The sequence below is a fragment of the Phytobacter ursingii genome, from assembly GCF_001022135.1.
GTDB classification, from domain to species: domain Bacteria; phylum Pseudomonadota; class Gammaproteobacteria; order Enterobacterales; family Enterobacteriaceae; genus Phytobacter; species Phytobacter ursingii.
The window spans coordinates 5471702-5485858 of the sequence record NZ_CP011602.1 but is presented as its reverse complement, the minus strand read 5'-3'; the positions used below and the strand labels follow the sequence as shown (position 1 = coordinate 5485858).

The following is a 14157-nucleotide window of genomic DNA, read 5'->3' as shown; positions in this document are numbered from 1 at the left end:
TAATCAGGTATGTCCGTTAATTGGCCTGGGCGTTGAAATTATAAAAACGTCCACTTAACCCATCCGGCGTCGGTTCGTTCATTCGTGACCGGGTAGGCCATTGAATAAGGCGGGTTGCCAACAACGTTATCCATGTAGTAGCTATTTGCCGGGTTGATTCCGTAGATGGAAGATACCCTGCGCACATAAGGTCGGTAGGGAAGTGAGCTGGTTCGTGTCTCTCCTCCGCCCATCGTGTCGAAGTCACGGTGGTCAGTGTTGATAGCTTGTCGAAGTGGGACAACCTCCTCGCTAACGGCACTCGCCGTCGGGAAAACGGTGCCCCATTGGGTCAAATAACCCCGGGCCATTTTGTAGATAAGCTCAGGTACGGGAGCGACCGAAGCCGATACGTTTGCCGCATCATATTTTGCGTCTGCGGTGTAATTACCCGCGACGGTACTGTGTCTGCCGCGAATGGCATACAGCGTATAACCCACGGGTTGCGGATAATTCCCTTTCTCCAGGGGATCGGTCAACTGCGCGTTATCCGCGATGTATTTCCACCTGTCCCACCATAAAACTGAGTTGTAGATTTTGGCGGTATTGTCTTTTCCTGTCATGAGTCCGTTGGGGCGAGGGACCAGTGCCATAAAGGGTTTATCACCCGGTTGTATGCACATATCCCAGGCATAGACACCGACATAATTCACCACGTTGGGGGGAAGCTGTGTGAGCATGCTGTACCACTGGCCGGTCCCAGGAACAGGATCGATCGCAAAAATATTGATGGGGATTTTCTTGAGTTGCTCCGAACCGTAAGCATAGATAAACCAGGCCGCCATGATGCACTCAACGGCTCCCCGGCTGTGACCGATGAAATTAAACTGCTGTTTGCCACTCTTACACGCGATGTTCGCCCCATGCAAAGCCAGTGCCGGGGCTGACCAGCCATCAAGCTGAGTGACATAAGAATACTGGTTGCCGCCTGAGTAACTTTTTACATAGTTAAGCAGACTGGAATCTGCATCCAGTGGCCCATTAAAGACCAGCGGTTCACTGTCGTTTCGGGGAACAGCCCAGTCATTCTCACCTACACCACGAACAGAAATACTCGGCGTGACGGCCCGTAATGAGCCGCTGATCTCTTTGTGGATCCGTACCGGAATATAGCCCGTATTCGGGCAATAGATATTTTTGTCGCTACCAGGGCGTGATACCTCACCTTCATCGCGAGTACAGGCGGTGCCACTAAAGCAGACGGTAAATACTGAAGGAGGGCTTCCTGCCGAAGCCGCTTTTAACACATGCACGGAAGGTTGCTCTGTCAGCGTATCGGGTTCGTTGAGCGGGAGCGGATTGCCGGATTGATCAAGGGGAATAATTTCGAAAATATCGTCGTCCGTCGGATTCAGAGAGTTGGCCTGCAAAATAGCACCCGCGGCCTTGATATCGACATACATCTTATTCGCTGCCAGCAGGACGATTTGCTCATCTGAATGCCAGTTGAACATCTCAAAGTTTTCGTTCTCACCCACCGTATCACTTATTGCGGCTAATAAATTACTTTCGCCCGGCTTAATTGTCACATACTTTCCATTAAACGCTTGCAGAGCGAAGATCATGTCTTGCTGGTAAACCAACTGAAAAATTTCATTATTTCCACACGTTGAACTCGTCGCCGCTAATAGATTAGCCCCACTGTCGACAGTAACGTAATGTCCGCTACTCTTTTTCAACGCGATCTTAATCGGTTCTGTACTCATCATGTAGTTCCTTTTTTGAAATTAGAATGACATTCTGACGTTCACAGCCGAAAAAAATAAATAAAGGTATTTTCCTCCTTACTGATTGAAGAGTAATAAGTTATTTAAAAATAAACGTTTCATGACACGCAGGAATTAACACACCAAAATACCTGACATTTCAGCACCAAACATTTTCTATGTTAGACTGGCTTAAATAACAACTTACTCGAAAGATAAAACAGCGATAGGAAAAAAAACCCAGGGCTTATTTATGCTTTTCTGATATCGTCATAATGATGAGAACACACTTTCTCAGAAGTGAATCGAAAAACAGTTCTTTTAATATAATAAGCAGGTTATGTTACCAACGCATGTCAGTACGGGAAAGGTATTGGCTCTTAACAGTTAAGCACTAACAGGAAAGAAGTCAATATAGACAGAATAATTTACCACCGTAACGGAAGTTCTCAAAAAAAACCATGCATGCATCGATTCAGCCTCTGAACTTATTAATATTAACGCAGAAGATTTCATCTGGACGGTAAAAAAATAAAATAAACGACATTCCTGTATGTTATATGAATGATGGTCATCCACAATATAAACATATTTAAAAACATGCCTTTTCGCAGCAAACATAAAGCCACAGGACTGTGAACTGCGGCCTTAAGAGAGTATCAAAACAGCGTGTGACTATGCGAAAACGGCCTCCCCCAGCGCCAGCGCCTTATCCAGATACGCCTCGCCACTTCCCAGTTCCGGCAGTAACAGTAGCTCAGACGCTTTTACTTGTGCGCCGCAGTAATCAAAAATGCCGTGGGCGATTTGTGCGTGAAAGGCGGCGGTAAAACCATGTCGGTCGTAGGCGCCCTGGCTTGCCGCGCCCAGCCCGATGATATGCACCGGCAGGTGACCCAGCTTTTTCACTATGTCCCCTTCGACGGTCTCTTCATAGGCCCAGCCGTTGGTAAATACGCGGTCAATCCAGCCCTTGAGCAGCGCAGGCATCGACCACCAGTAGACCGGGAACACCAGTACCAGCGCATCGGCCTTATCAATTCGTGCCTGCTCTGCGACAATATCCGCCGGGACAGGTGCGGTAAGCTTGAACGCGGCAAAATCGTGCGCGGTGAAGGTCGGGTTAAAACCCTCAGCGGTGAGATCGATAATCTCTGCAGTGTGTTGCGGTTTAGCGGTGATCCCTTTCGCCACGGCGGCTGCGACGCCGTGGGTCAGAGAATGGGTATCCGGATGAGAAACGACGATTAAAGCATGCATCTGGCGACTCCTGGTTGCGGGATAGCGTAAGCAAACGTACTCTATATACCAACGGTAAGTTACCATTAGTAAGTTACCGTTGGTATATAAGCATGTCAACGGAGAATGTCTACATGGGCAGTCAGATCGCGCGCCAGCGTTTATCACGGCAGGAACGTTATACCCAACTGATTGAGGTGGCCTGGCAGATCATTCGGGAAGAAGGCACAGAAGCCCTGACGCTCGGTCACCTCGCAGAACGTGCCGGGATCACGAAGCCGGTGGTTTACGATCATTTCACCAGTCGTTCGGGGCTGTTTGCCGCACTTTATCGGGAATACGACCTGCGCTCGACGGCACGTATGGATGAACAAATTCGCCAGACGGCACCAGTACTGGAGAAGCTCGCGACGGTGATTGCCGATGCCTATATCGAATGCGTGTTGTTGTCCGGACGCGAAATGCCGAGTGTGATCGCCGCGCTAAGTGGCACCCCGGAACTCGAACAACTACGCCAGGAGTACGCCACGGCGTTTACCGAGAAGTGCGGGGCACTGTTTGCTCCTTTCTGCAATGGTAATCCGTTACCGACATCTGCACTGTGGGCGATGCTCGGTGCCGCAGAAGGGTTATCCTGGGCAGTGGTGATTGGCAAAATCAGCGCGCAGCAGGCGAAGGATGAATTGATGCAGGTGATCGTGACGATGGTGCGCGGCAACCCGCAATAACGAACACGAGGGGGAAGCCCCTTCCCCCTCGCATGATCAAAATGGTGCTCTGCTTTCAGACACGCATTACCGCTCTGTCAGCCAGCCTGACCAGGCGCTGCGTTTTTCAAACGCTCATTACGCAGGCGCAGAGTGGCCGGCAAAACTCGCTGCAGCTCGGTCGGTTCATTACCCTCAATCAGTTGCGTGATGAGGTCAAAACAGTCATACGCCAGGCGCGGGATATTCTGTTCGACGGTATCAATACTCAGCGAAAGCGAGTCGTAGAGATAGTGGTCGTCGAAGCTGGCGATGTGAATATCGCTTTGCAGCAAATGATGCTGACTCATATAGCGCAACACACCCTCAAGCAGTCCGCATGCCGCCGTAAACAAGGCTTTGGGCGGACGCCCCAGTTTTGCACAGAGGGCGGCAAACATTTCGTAGCCGCTGCTGGGGTGGTAGTTGCCGTGAATAATCCATTCAGGTCGCAGCGCCACCCCTGCTCTCTCCAGCCCCTGCGTGAACCCAGCCAGACGATCTTTGGTTGGCGACAGTCGCGATTGCCCGCCTAAAAAATAGATTTCATCAGGGTTCGCCCGGGCCAGCCGCTCAACCAGATCGGCGGTTGGCGTCACCGCATCGGTAATCACCAGCGGCAAAGGGGTGCTGTTCATGTGGCGGTCAAACAGCACTACGGGCAGTTGCTCGCTCAGTTTCAGGTAATCCGCGTCGTTGAGCATGCTGGAGGCGACAATCAGCCCGTCCACCTGGCGGGAGACCAGATTGTTGACCACCACCGACTCCTGGCTGGCATTTTCATCGGTACAGGAGATAAGAAGCTGCAGCCCCGCTTCGCGGCACAAGTTTTCCAGCTCATGAGAAAAAGCAGCAAACCCGTGGTTGGTTATCTCAGGGACCACCAGCCCCAGCGTGTGGCTACTATCCTCGCGTAACAGCCGGGCATGGATACTCGGCTGATAATGGTGCTGCTGAGCAAGCGAAAGCACACGCTGACGAGTTTCCTGCGCCACGCGTAACTCTTTACCTCGTCCATTGAGTACCAGACTGGCGGTGGCTTTAGAGACACCTGCCAGCGCGGCAATATCAGTGATGGTAACGCGTTTTGTTTTTCTCACGACGATGCATCAGTTAATGAAACAAGCGGTTATTCTACCATGCAAGGGCGTAACGACCAGTATTGCGCCCGCAGTTCGCCACTTCCGCTAACGGTTATTTGCGCAGGATGTGACGGGAAGTAGCGGCTGCTCATTACGCCAGCCCCCTCATTAATGAAGATCTCAACGCTGGAGCTGTCGCATAAAATCTGCAGCACTCTTGCCTCTCCCTCCCAGTAACGCGAGAGCCATTCACCGTTCTCCAGGCTACGGCGGTCAAGGCGCAGCTGGTTTTTATGCCAGTGGAGGATAAGCGTATTGCCAACATTTAACGTCAGCTCGCCCTCGCTCTCGACCAATAGCTCCAGGCTCCGGGCGTCAATCACCGGAGCGTCATCCCCGCGGCCTGTAAAACAGTGCTCATCTTCGCGCAGCGCCTGCAATTCCCTGACCGGCTGTTGATACAACTTGCCATCGCGGTTGAAAAGTTCACGCACGCAGGTCATTTGATGGATCCAGCCCTGCGCTACCGTCGGCTGGCGCATCTCTTCGCCATCCGGCACGCCCATCCAGCCCACCAGCAGGCGCCGACCGTCAGCGCTTAGCGTGGTCTGCGGGGCGTAAAACTCAAATCCGGCGTCAAGTTCATGCAGCGCACCATGTTCAAACGTCGCCTGTTCGGGTGAAAATGTCCCGCTCAGGTACGCGCTCGGGTGCGTATTAAGGAAACGGCGCGCTTCACGAGCCACCCCTTGCGGGCAGCAGATGAGGAAGGTGTCTGCCCCCAGCGTGAACAGGTCCGGGCACTCCCACATGTATCCGGATTCCCCTAACCCCCCGAGACCGCTCCCGGCGATTTCACCGAGCAATTGCCAGTGGTGCAAATCGTCGGAACGTAACAGCAACACCTTACCGCGCAGCGCCAGATCCTGCGCGCCGAGCACCATGTACCACTGGTTTTCGTGCCGCCAGACCTTGGGATCTCTGACGTGCCCGGTGTATCCCTCCGGCAATGCGATGACAGGCCCGGACTTATCAAACCCACCTTCGGCGTTCTGCACGGCCAGACACTGCCAGGCCGTGCGCCCGCCTTCGGTGAATTTCACGTTGCCGGTATAACACAACGTCAGTTCGCCCTGGTTGTCGACCGCGCTGCCGGAATAGCAACCGCTGCGGTCATACTCTTCTTCCGGCATCAGCGCTATCGGCTCGTGCTGCCAGTGCAGTAAATCCGCTGAACTCCAGTGTCCCCAGCATTTATGATTATGCTGGCAGCCAAGCGGATTCCACTGATAAAACAGATGAAACCGCCCCTGAAAATGGATAAAGCCGTTGGGATCATTCAACAGCCCCGTTGCCGGGGCCAGATGCCAGGCCGGATAGTGACTGTCCCGCAATGCTGTCGGTTGGCCTTTCAGCACTGACAGTAAAATCTTCGGCAACAGGGTTGATGACGTCATTATTCTGAGTCCGTTTTGTATTTAAGCAGGTAAGAGATAACAAAAGCGACGCTGAAAGCGATCACCATCCCGATAGCATAATTCAGTAGCGAGCTGGCCTGCACAATCGCCATGCCCGGAATACCGGTCAGGCCGACGGCGGTCATGTAGACGTGGACGGAAACGACCCATGCCCCACCCACTGCACCGCCAATCAGCGCGGCAATAAAAGGCTTCACAAAACGCAGGTTAATACCAAAAATCGCCGCTTCTGTAATGCCGAGAACCGCAGAAAACGCCGACGGTAAGGTAATAGCTTTGATTTTGGCATCGTTGGTTTTGAACCACACCGCCAGACAAGCGCCACCCTGCGCGACGTTAGCCATCGCCCAGATAGGCAGCAGGAAGTTCACGCCAATGGACGGATTGCCCAATAATCCCGCTTCGATCGCATGGAAGCTGTGGTGCACGCCGGTAATGACAATCACCGAATAGAGACCGCCGAACAGCAGCCCTGCAAGCCAGCCTGCGTGGGTGATGAGCGTGCTCAGCACAAAGGAGATGCCATCACCCAGCGCACGACCCGCCGGGCCGATGACCAGCAGCGCGACAAAACCGGTGATAATCACCGTCAAAAACGGCGTCAGGATCAGATCCAGCGCGTCCGGAATAACCCGGCGCAGCTGCTTTTCCAGGATGCTCATAAACCAGACGGCAAGCAACACGGGGAAGACCGTCCCCTGATAGCCGATCATCGCCACTTCGATACCAAAAAAGTTCATGGTATGGAACCCGGCGGCCACGCCCCAGGCGTTGGTCAGGGCCGGATGCGTCAGAATGCCGCCCAACGTCGCGCCCAGGAAGGGGTTACCGCCAAATTCCCGCGCCGCGGTAAAGCCAATCAGGATCGGCAGGATAATAAACGCCGCCGAGCTGAACATGTCCAGCATGATATAAAGCGCATTTTCCGGGTTTACCCAGCCGTAGGTTTTCACCATGCCCAGCAGCCCCATCAGTAAACCCGACGCCACGATGGCGGGGATGATCGGGACAAAAATGTTCGACAACAAACGGGCCACGCGCTGGAACGGATTCAATTTGCGGGCAGCAATGGCAGCCGCTTCAGACTTGCTTGTTTCGCCAATCCCCGCCTCTTTGATAAACGCCGCATACACTTTGTTCACCACACCGGTGCCGAAGATAATCTGCAACTGTCCGGCATTGCGAAAACAGCCTTTCACACCCTCCACTTTGCCAATTGCGGTGGTGTCTGCTTTTGCATCTTCCGCCAGCACCAGCCGCAGACGTGTGGCGCAATGCGCCGCACTGACGATATTGTCCTTGCCGCCCAGCAGCGGTAAGAGCGACCGGGAAATCTGTTCAAAGTCCATATAAGCCCCTGTTTTATGGAAATTTGTAATAATTAGCGCGTAAAAAGCCCCTTACCGGGGCTTGATGATCAGAACCAGGTTTCCATCTGCACGCCGAAGGTCCATTCACCGCCAGACTTAAAGCCGTTGCTACCCAAAGCATCATCGCTGGCATAGTTGTCCAGCTTATGATCCCAGTCCATCCAGGAAGCGAAAAGACGCAACTCCGGACGTTTCAGGAACTCACCCACATCACCCGCTTTCAACGTTGGCGCGACGGTAAGTTTGTAGAAGCTGCCGTTGACCGCGTTGCGGCTGTTGTAGCCCTCAGGTTTGAGATCCATGTACTGATAGCTGCCTTCATACTGCATCTCGAAATTCTGCGTCAGCGCCTGAATCAGCCGCATGTTAACCGTCGCCCACTCATAGCTGTCGCCTTTGACGTAACGGTCCTTGCTGCTCTGCGCCAGTACCGCAGGAGCAATGTGCCAGCCACCACCCAGCGGCGTCATACCGTAGGTCGCCAGACGCCAGGTATCCGCCTGGGGTAACAGTGCGCCATCAGCCCCTACCGTTTTCACCTCGGCACCCAGCCCATGACCGTAAAGTAGCGCCGTTTTCGACATCCCCTCACGCAGGCCATAGAAACTCTCGTTGTGCAGCCCTAACAGCGCATGGACACCGGTATTCGCCGCGTCGCTTTTCACTTTATTGCCATCAAGATCGAGGCGGTCGTTGTTGTCTTTCGCACGCATCCCGCTGACCATCGCCTGTACCGGGCCAAAGTAGTTGTTCAGCGTCAGGATGTAGTTTTGGGCATTGTTTTCACTGTTTTCGATATCGCCAAAGGTGCGACCATACAGTGAGAAGTTACTGCGCGCGGTATCGCTCCACTTCATGTCATAGATACCGGCCCCGGTTCCGGCGAGGAAAATCACGTCCGAATCGAGCCAGTGAATGTCGAAGTTATCGCGGTCAAAGCGTTTCCCGGCCCAGACGGTGGAATCTTTAAACGCGCCGGTGAAGGTGGGCAGATGGCCGAGTTCGGTAAAAGCCTGACGCAGGTTGAGGTCGCTGCTTGAGGCGGTCCAGTCGTTGTAGCTGCGCTGTCCGTCGGCCAGCATCACCTTAAAGCGCGTGGTGGCGCCGTTAGCCAGCGTCTGTTTATGTTCAAGATTCATCTCGACGTAAGTATCCGGCTCGTTACCCAGGCGCCCTACATGTCCACCCGTTTCTCCGGCTGGCGTCATCCCTGGACCACCCTGGGTTTTCGCTGCGGAGTCGCTCATCAGTAGCCCAGAACGGGCATAGCCATGGAACTCAAATCCACCTTCCTGTGATGATTTCTGCTCCAGTTACGTGGTGCGCTGCGCTACCTCTGCCGTGGTGGTTTGCGTTTTCTGCTGTTCAGTCGCCAGGTTTTTTGCCTGTAACTCGGCGGCTTCCGCTCTTTTTTCAGCGTTAGTGGCCCGTTGTTCTGCGGCCTGCAGACGTTGCTCCAGCGCGGCAAGGCGCGCCTCAATGCTCCCGGTTCCCGCCTCTGCCGCAAGGGCAGAACCCGATCCCATTAATAAACCAAGCGTGATAGCGAGCGTGCTTTTTCTCATTGTTTTTGCGTCCCTAAGAAAGAGGTAAGAATATTGAATATTTTGCTAAACCGGTTTAGTTGCGAATCATAATCGTGGTCAATTTCAACCTGCAAACAAATTAGCTAAACCGGTTTAGTGAATGTGAGGAGGGTCGCAAATCGTTGGAAAATCAGTCCTGCGGTGCCATCAACGCCGCAAGACGGGGTAATGCGGTCATAGCCCCTTTCGCCGTGGTCGCCAGCGCGCCGCACCGCTGCGCATACCTCAGGCTCAATGCCAGATCCGATTCGCTGTGAGGTAAGCCTGTTTGCGCCAGTTGCCATAGCAGCCCGGCCACAAAGGCATCACCCGCGCCGGTGGTATCCACGCTTGCCACAGGGACGCAGGGATAATGGAAAATATCGCCCTGAAACAGCGCCAGAACACCGGCTTTACCCTGGGTGACCAGCAACAGTTTGATCGCAAATCGGTTTACCAGCGTTTTTATCGCGATGTGCAAATCCGTGGAGGCTGTCATAAAAGCCAGCTCCTCTTCCGAGAGTTTGACCACATCAGCCAGTTCAAAGGCGAGCTCCAGACACCGTTGCAGCCTCTGCGGATCCTGCCAGAGATCGGTTCGAATATTAGGATCAAAACTGACAAAACCTCCCGCTTCACGTATGCGCTGCATGGCAAGTAACGTCGTGCTCCGCGAAGGTTCTGCGGAAAGTGCAATAGAACAGCAGTGTAACCATTCCCCTTGCCGGAAAGCTGGCAAATCATCGGCCTGCAACAAAAGATCGGCGCTGGGACGCACCATGAACGTGAAGGAACGCTCGCCTTCATCGTCAAGGGCGACGACAACGGTGGATGTGCGCTGTGCTTCGTCAAAGGTCATAAAATCCGTGTTCACCTTTTCCTGGCGAAGCGTGTCGTACATAAATTTGCCAAAGGGATCCTGCCCCACCCGGCCGATAAAACCGCTTTTCCCTTCCAGCCGCGCAATGCCAACGGCGACATTGGCCGGGGCTCCGCCCGCGCACTGCATTAATCGCCCGTCGCCCTCAGGCAACAGATCAACAACGGCATCACCCAGACACCAGACTTGAGATGACATGATTTTCTCCCGGTAGAATGTATCGCTAAAATTTAATTAAACCGGTTTAGCAAAGCAAATCTATTCTGTTGCCAATGAAAAATGACCTGCGCTACATCAACAGCATGGCCTCGCCAGGTGGCCATGCTGTTGAATTAGCGTTTTGGGCGGTTTAGCCGTTCTTCCTGTCAAATTCATCAATTCCAGTGCCTCGCGAAATCACATCCTGATATTCTCTTTTGTCATCGCAACGTTCACATCTGCCACAACATCGTGCTAACCATCAGGAGTCAACATGAGCCAACCGTTACATGCCGAGCCGCTGTTCTGGGGTCACGGTCCACGCACTTTCGAAGTATTTCTGGAACCCACCTGCCCGTTCTCCGTGCGCGCCTTTAACAAACTGGATGCGCTGCTAAAAGAAGTGGGTGAAGACACGGTGACAGTAAAAATTCGCCTGCAGTCGCAGCCCTGGCATATGTTCTCTGGCGTTATTGTGCGCTGCATTCTTGCCGCCTCCACGCTGCCCAATGGGCGCGATGCCGCGCATAAGGTGATGCAGGCTGTCGCCGATCATCGCGAAGAGTTCGAGTTTACCGACCACTGCAGCGGCCCGAATATGGAGGCCACGCCGCAGCAGATTATTGAACGCATTGAAAATTACAGCGGCGTGAAGTTGGGCGAAGCCTTTGCGCGCCCGGAATTGCAGACGGAAATTAAATGGCATTGTAAGTATGCGCGCCAGAACGGTATTCACGTCTCCCCCACCTTTATGGTCAACGGACTGGTACAGGCAGATCTCGGCAGCGGCGATGATATCAGCGCCTGGGCGGCGCGCATTCTGGCCTGATAAGAATGGGGAAAACACGCCCCCTCCGACGGCTGCTACACTGCTTCAATACATTAACGAAAAGGCAGGTCAACATGTCAGAAAACAACTATCAGCCACCCAAAGTCTGGACGTGGGATAAGTCCGCCGGCGGCGCATTCGCCAATATTAACCGCCCGATTTCCGGCGCGACCCACGACAAAGAGTTACCCGTAGGTAAGCACCCGCTACAGCTTTATTCGCTGGGTACACCAAACGGGCAAAAAGTAACAATCATGCTGGAAGAGTTACTGGCGAAGGGCGTGAAAGAGGCGGAATATGACGCCTGGCTCATCCGCATTGGCGAAGGCGATCAGTTCTCCAGCGGCTTTGTGGACGTAAACCCGAACTCCAAAATTCCAGCGCTACGTGACCACTCCACCACCCCGCCAACGCGTGTGTTTGAGTCCGGTGCCATTCTTCTGTATCTCGCGGAGAAATTTGGTCACTTCCTGCCGAAAGACCCGGCCGGGCGTACTGAAACCCTGAACTGGCTGTTCTGGCTGCAAGGCTCCGCGCCGTTCCTCGGCGGCGGCTTTGGTCACTTCTACAATTATGCGCCGGTGAAAATCGAGTACGCCATCAACCGCTTTACGATGGAAGCCAAGCGCCAGTTAGATGTGCTCGACAAACAGCTCGCGAAACACACATTCGTCGCGGGCGACGAATACACTATTGCCGATATGGCCATCTGGCCTTGGTATGGCAACGTGGTACTGGGCAGCGTTTACAACGCCGCTGAGTTCCTTGAAGCCAGTGGCTACCAGAATGTTCTACGCTGGGCCAAAGAGGTTGCCGCACGTCCTGCCGTAAAACGTGGGCGCATGGTCAACCGTACCTTTGGCGAACCAAATGAACAGTTGCATGAACGCCACGACGCCAGCGACTTCGATACCCATACCGAAGACAAACGCAACGGCTGACTCCGCTTCCCGGACGTCACACGTCCGGGAATATCCCTTCCAGACCCGGCCTTACACTGTTTTTATCACTTCATATTTACATCCCCGGAAATAACCAGTAAGAATGCCTTTTATTTATCCATAGTCACGCCAAATGACTGAAAATGCGCTAAAACAGCAGATCCAGAATCTAAAAAAGCATAACGCCCGTCTGGTGCGGATTGCGCGTGATGCCCGTAATAAGCTCAGCGCGGCGCTGGATGGTACAGGGCTCTGTTTATGGCAACTTGATGTGCCAAGCGGAAAACTGATTATCTACAACCGCCGCTGGGGATCGATGCTCGGCTATCAGCCAAAGGAGCTCAGCGCCCACTTTGATGTCTGGAAAGAGCACTTGCATGAGGACGACCGCCAGCGCGTGCTGGATGCGTTTTACGATCACCTGCATGGCAAAACCCCTTTCTATGAAGCGCTGCACCGTATGCAGCATAAAAACGGCACCGTCACCTGGGTGCTGGACCGTGGGCGCGTCACTGAGTGGGGCAGCGACGGCAAGCCGTTAAAAGTCACTGGCACCCATATCGACATGACCAAAGAGAAACAGTATGAAGAGCAGCTTGCGGCTCTGGCGAACCACGACCCGCTGACCGGGCTGGCGAACCGCCACGCGCTGCTCAAGCACTTCGATACCCTTAAAAACGCCGGCCCACTGTGCGTGGCGTTTATCGATCTGGACGATTTTAAAGTCGTTAACGATACCTTTGGTCACCGTAGCGGCGATGAATTATTGATACAGTTGAGCCAGCGCCTGCGCGAGGCCTGTCCGGAAGGCTCGGTGGTGGGACGCCTGGGGGGCGATGAGTTTGTTCTGTTGCTGCCGTTTGCGCTCAACAGTCTGCTGACCAATAGCACTGCGCATAATTGTCTGCGCGCCGCGCTCACCCCGTTCGAACTGGACAATGGCGATGCGCAGGTTGGCGCCTCCATCGGCATTGATGAAGTACAACGCGACGACGATTTTGTGAACGCGCTGCGGCGCGCCGATCAGTCGATGTACCAGATTAAACATACGGGTAAAAATGGCGCAGCCATTGGTCACATGCTGCTATCCCTCTCGTACCGTCAGGCGGAACCCACATGAAAATGACACGCCAGGCATCGTTACTTCAGCTACTGGCAGAACATGAGACATTGACTACCGACGCTCTCGCCGGGCAGCTTGGCGTCAGCAAAGAGACCATTCGTCGGGATCTTAAGGCTCTGCAGACCCAGGGAAAAATTGTCCGGCGTCACGGTCGTGCGCGCTTACTTCACGCGCCGCAGCAAAATGATGGCGAGCCGTTTTACGCCCGGCGCAAAAGCCACTATGCCGATAAAGCCGATATTGCCCGCCACGCCCTGAACTGGATTGAGAAAGGCATGACGCTGGCGCTGGATGCCAGTTCGACCTGCTTTCATCTGGCACGTCAGTTACCGGATATCCCGCTGACGGTCTTTACCAACAGCCTGCCCGTGTGCCAGGAGATGGCGCGCCGCCAGCATATCAACCTGATTTGCTCCGGCGGGCGTCTGGAACGGCAAAATCGCTGCTACGTAAACCCGGCGCTGGTTACGATGCTGAAATCACTTGAGGTCGACCTGTTTATTTTTTCCTGCGAAGGGGTGGATGCCAGCGGAGAGATGTGGGATTCAACGAAATACAACGCCACCTATAAAGCGCATCTTCTGCGCCGGGCGAGCCAGTCTTTGTTGCTGATAGATAAGAGCAAATTTTACCGGGCCAGCGAGGCGAAAATCGGTAATCTGGCGCAGGTCACGCAGATGATTACCGATGCCAAACCCGGGATGGTTCATCTTTGAGGTTCGGTGAAATCCATATCCAGTTCGCGCAGGGCTTCCAGCGTCGCCAGGGCTTCTTGCTCATCAATTACGCTCATGGCAAACCCCACGTGCACCAGCACCCACTGACCAAGTAAGGCGGCTGGCTCGCTTTCGCACACCAACATAATATTCACGTCACGGCGAACGCCGCAGACATCGACCTGCGCCAGATGATGAACGCTTTCACCGACGCTAACCACCTGGCCGGGCACCCCAATACACAT

12 protein-coding genes and 1 pseudogene are annotated in these 14157 nt (G+C 53.9%); 5 read left to right on the top strand and 8 right to left on the bottom strand.

All coding sequences use genetic code 11. The features are described from left to right. Window positions 1–38 precede the first annotated feature (38 nt). Window positions 39–1748: a fascin domain-containing protein gene (locus tag AB182_RS29465; RefSeq protein WP_082137108.1), complete on the bottom strand. Its 1710-nt coding sequence runs from the start codon at window positions 1746–1748 to the stop codon at window positions 39–41. 672 nt (window positions 1749–2420) lie between these two features. Next, complete coding sequence (locus AB182_RS29460) at window positions 2421–3005, bottom strand: NAD(P)H-dependent oxidoreductase (protein ID WP_047373137.1); 585 nt, start codon at window positions 3003–3005, stop codon at window positions 2421–2423. 113 nt (window positions 3006–3118) lie between these two features. Between AB182_RS29460 and AB182_RS29455 the strand changes: the two genes are divergently transcribed. Further along, on the top strand, window positions 3119–3712 hold the full coding sequence (locus tag AB182_RS29455; RefSeq protein ID WP_047373136.1) for a TetR/AcrR family transcriptional regulator: 594 nt from the start codon (window positions 3119–3121) through the stop codon (window positions 3710–3712). 77 nt (window positions 3713–3789) lie between these two features. On the opposite strand, the gene AB182_RS29450 is transcribed toward AB182_RS29455, so the two are convergent. From AB182_RS29450 to AB182_RS29425, 5 genes and pseudogenes are all read right to left on the bottom strand, one after another. Continuing rightward, complete coding sequence (locus AB182_RS29450; RefSeq protein ID WP_047373135.1) at window positions 3790–4830, bottom strand: substrate-binding domain-containing protein; 1041 nt, start codon at window positions 4828–4830, stop codon at window positions 3790–3792. 29 nt (window positions 4831–4859) lie between these two features. Next, on the bottom strand, window positions 4860–6269 hold the full coding sequence (locus AB182_RS29445) for a sucrose-6-phosphate hydrolase (protein WP_047373134.1): 1410 nt from the start codon (window positions 6267–6269) through the stop codon (window positions 4860–4862). After that, entirely contained in the window at window positions 6269–7639 is a 1371-nt protein-coding gene (locus AB182_RS29440) for a sucrose-specific PTS transporter subunit IIBC (protein ID WP_047373133.1), read from the bottom strand. The genes AB182_RS29445 and AB182_RS29440 overlap by 1 nt, the downstream gene beginning before the upstream one ends. Before the next feature lie 68 nt (window positions 7640–7707). Then, window positions 7708–9225, bottom strand: a pseudogene (locus tag AB182_RS29435) (carbohydrate porin). Window positions 9226–9376: 151 nt separating this feature from the next. Continuing rightward, window positions 9377–10303 (bottom strand): aminoimidazole riboside kinase, encoded by a 927-nt coding sequence (locus AB182_RS29425; protein WP_047373130.1) that lies wholly within the window; start codon window positions 10301–10303, stop codon window positions 9377–9379. Window positions 10304–10577: 274 nt separating this feature from the next. On the opposite strand from AB182_RS29425, the gene AB182_RS29420 reads away from it, so the two are divergent. From AB182_RS29420 to fucR, 4 genes are all read left to right on the top strand, one after another. Continuing rightward, complete coding sequence (locus tag AB182_RS29420; RefSeq protein ID WP_047373129.1) at window positions 10578–11132, top strand: DsbA family protein; 555 nt, start codon at window positions 10578–10580, stop codon at window positions 11130–11132. 74 nt (window positions 11133–11206) lie between these two features. After that, entirely contained in the window at window positions 11207–12073 is an 867-nt protein-coding gene (gene yghU, locus AB182_RS29415) for a glutathione-dependent disulfide-bond oxidoreductase (protein WP_047373128.1), read from the top strand. 133 nt (window positions 12074–12206) lie between these two features. Beyond that, window positions 12207–13193: a sensor domain-containing diguanylate cyclase gene (locus AB182_RS29410; RefSeq protein ID WP_047373127.1), complete on the top strand. Its 987-nt coding sequence runs from the start codon at window positions 12207–12209 to the stop codon at window positions 13191–13193. Beyond that, the gene (gene fucR / locus AB182_RS29405) at window positions 13190–13912 is read left to right on the top strand and encodes an L-fucose operon activator (protein WP_047373126.1); all 723 of its coding nucleotides are present in this window, start codon (window positions 13190–13192) and stop codon (window positions 13910–13912) included. The genes AB182_RS29410 and fucR overlap by 4 nt, the downstream gene beginning before the upstream one ends. On the opposite strand, the gene hybG is transcribed toward fucR, so the two are convergent. Continuing rightward, on the bottom strand, window positions 13903–14157 hold the full coding sequence (hybG, locus tag AB182_RS29400; protein ID WP_047373125.1) for a hydrogenase maturation factor HybG: 255 nt from the start codon (window positions 14155–14157) through the stop codon (window positions 13903–13905). The genes fucR and hybG overlap by 10 nt on opposite strands.

Bases quoted from the DNA above. Each gene is read 5' to 3' on its own strand.
- AB182_RS29465 (WP_082137108.1), bottom strand. From the start codon at position 1,748: ATGATGAGTACAGAACCGATTAAGATCGCGTTGAAAAAGAGTAGCGGA.
- AB182_RS29460 (WP_047373137.1), bottom strand. From the start codon at position 3,005: ATGCATGCTTTAATCGTCGTTTCTCATCCGGATACCCATTCTCTGACC.
- AB182_RS29455 (WP_047373136.1), top strand. From the start codon at position 3,119: ATGGGCAGTCAGATCGCGCGCCAGCGTTTATCACGGCAGGAACGTTAT.
- AB182_RS29445 (WP_047373134.1), bottom strand. From the start codon at position 6,269: ATGACGTCATCAACCCTGTTGCCGAAGATTTTACTGTCAGTGCTGAAA.
- AB182_RS29440 (WP_047373133.1), bottom strand. From the start codon at position 7,639: ATGGACTTTGAACAGATTTCCCGGTCGCTCTTACCGCTGCTGGGCGGC.
- AB182_RS29425 (WP_047373130.1), bottom strand. From the start codon at position 10,303: ATGTCATCTCAAGTCTGGTGTCTGGGTGATGCCGTTGTTGATCTGTTG.
- AB182_RS29420 (WP_047373129.1), top strand. From the start codon at position 10,578: ATGAGCCAACCGTTACATGCCGAGCCGCTGTTCTGGGGTCACGGTCCA.
- yghU (WP_047373128.1), top strand. From the start codon at position 11,207: ATGTCAGAAAACAACTATCAGCCACCCAAAGTCTGGACGTGGGATAAG.
- AB182_RS29410 (WP_047373127.1), top strand. From the start codon at position 12,207: ATGACTGAAAATGCGCTAAAACAGCAGATCCAGAATCTAAAAAAGCAT.
- fucR (WP_047373126.1), top strand. From the start codon at position 13,190: ATGAAAATGACACGCCAGGCATCGTTACTTCAGCTACTGGCAGAACAT.
- hybG (WP_047373125.1), bottom strand. From the start codon at position 14,157: ATGTGTATTGGGGTGCCCGGCCAGGTGGTTAGCGTCGGTGAAAGCGTT.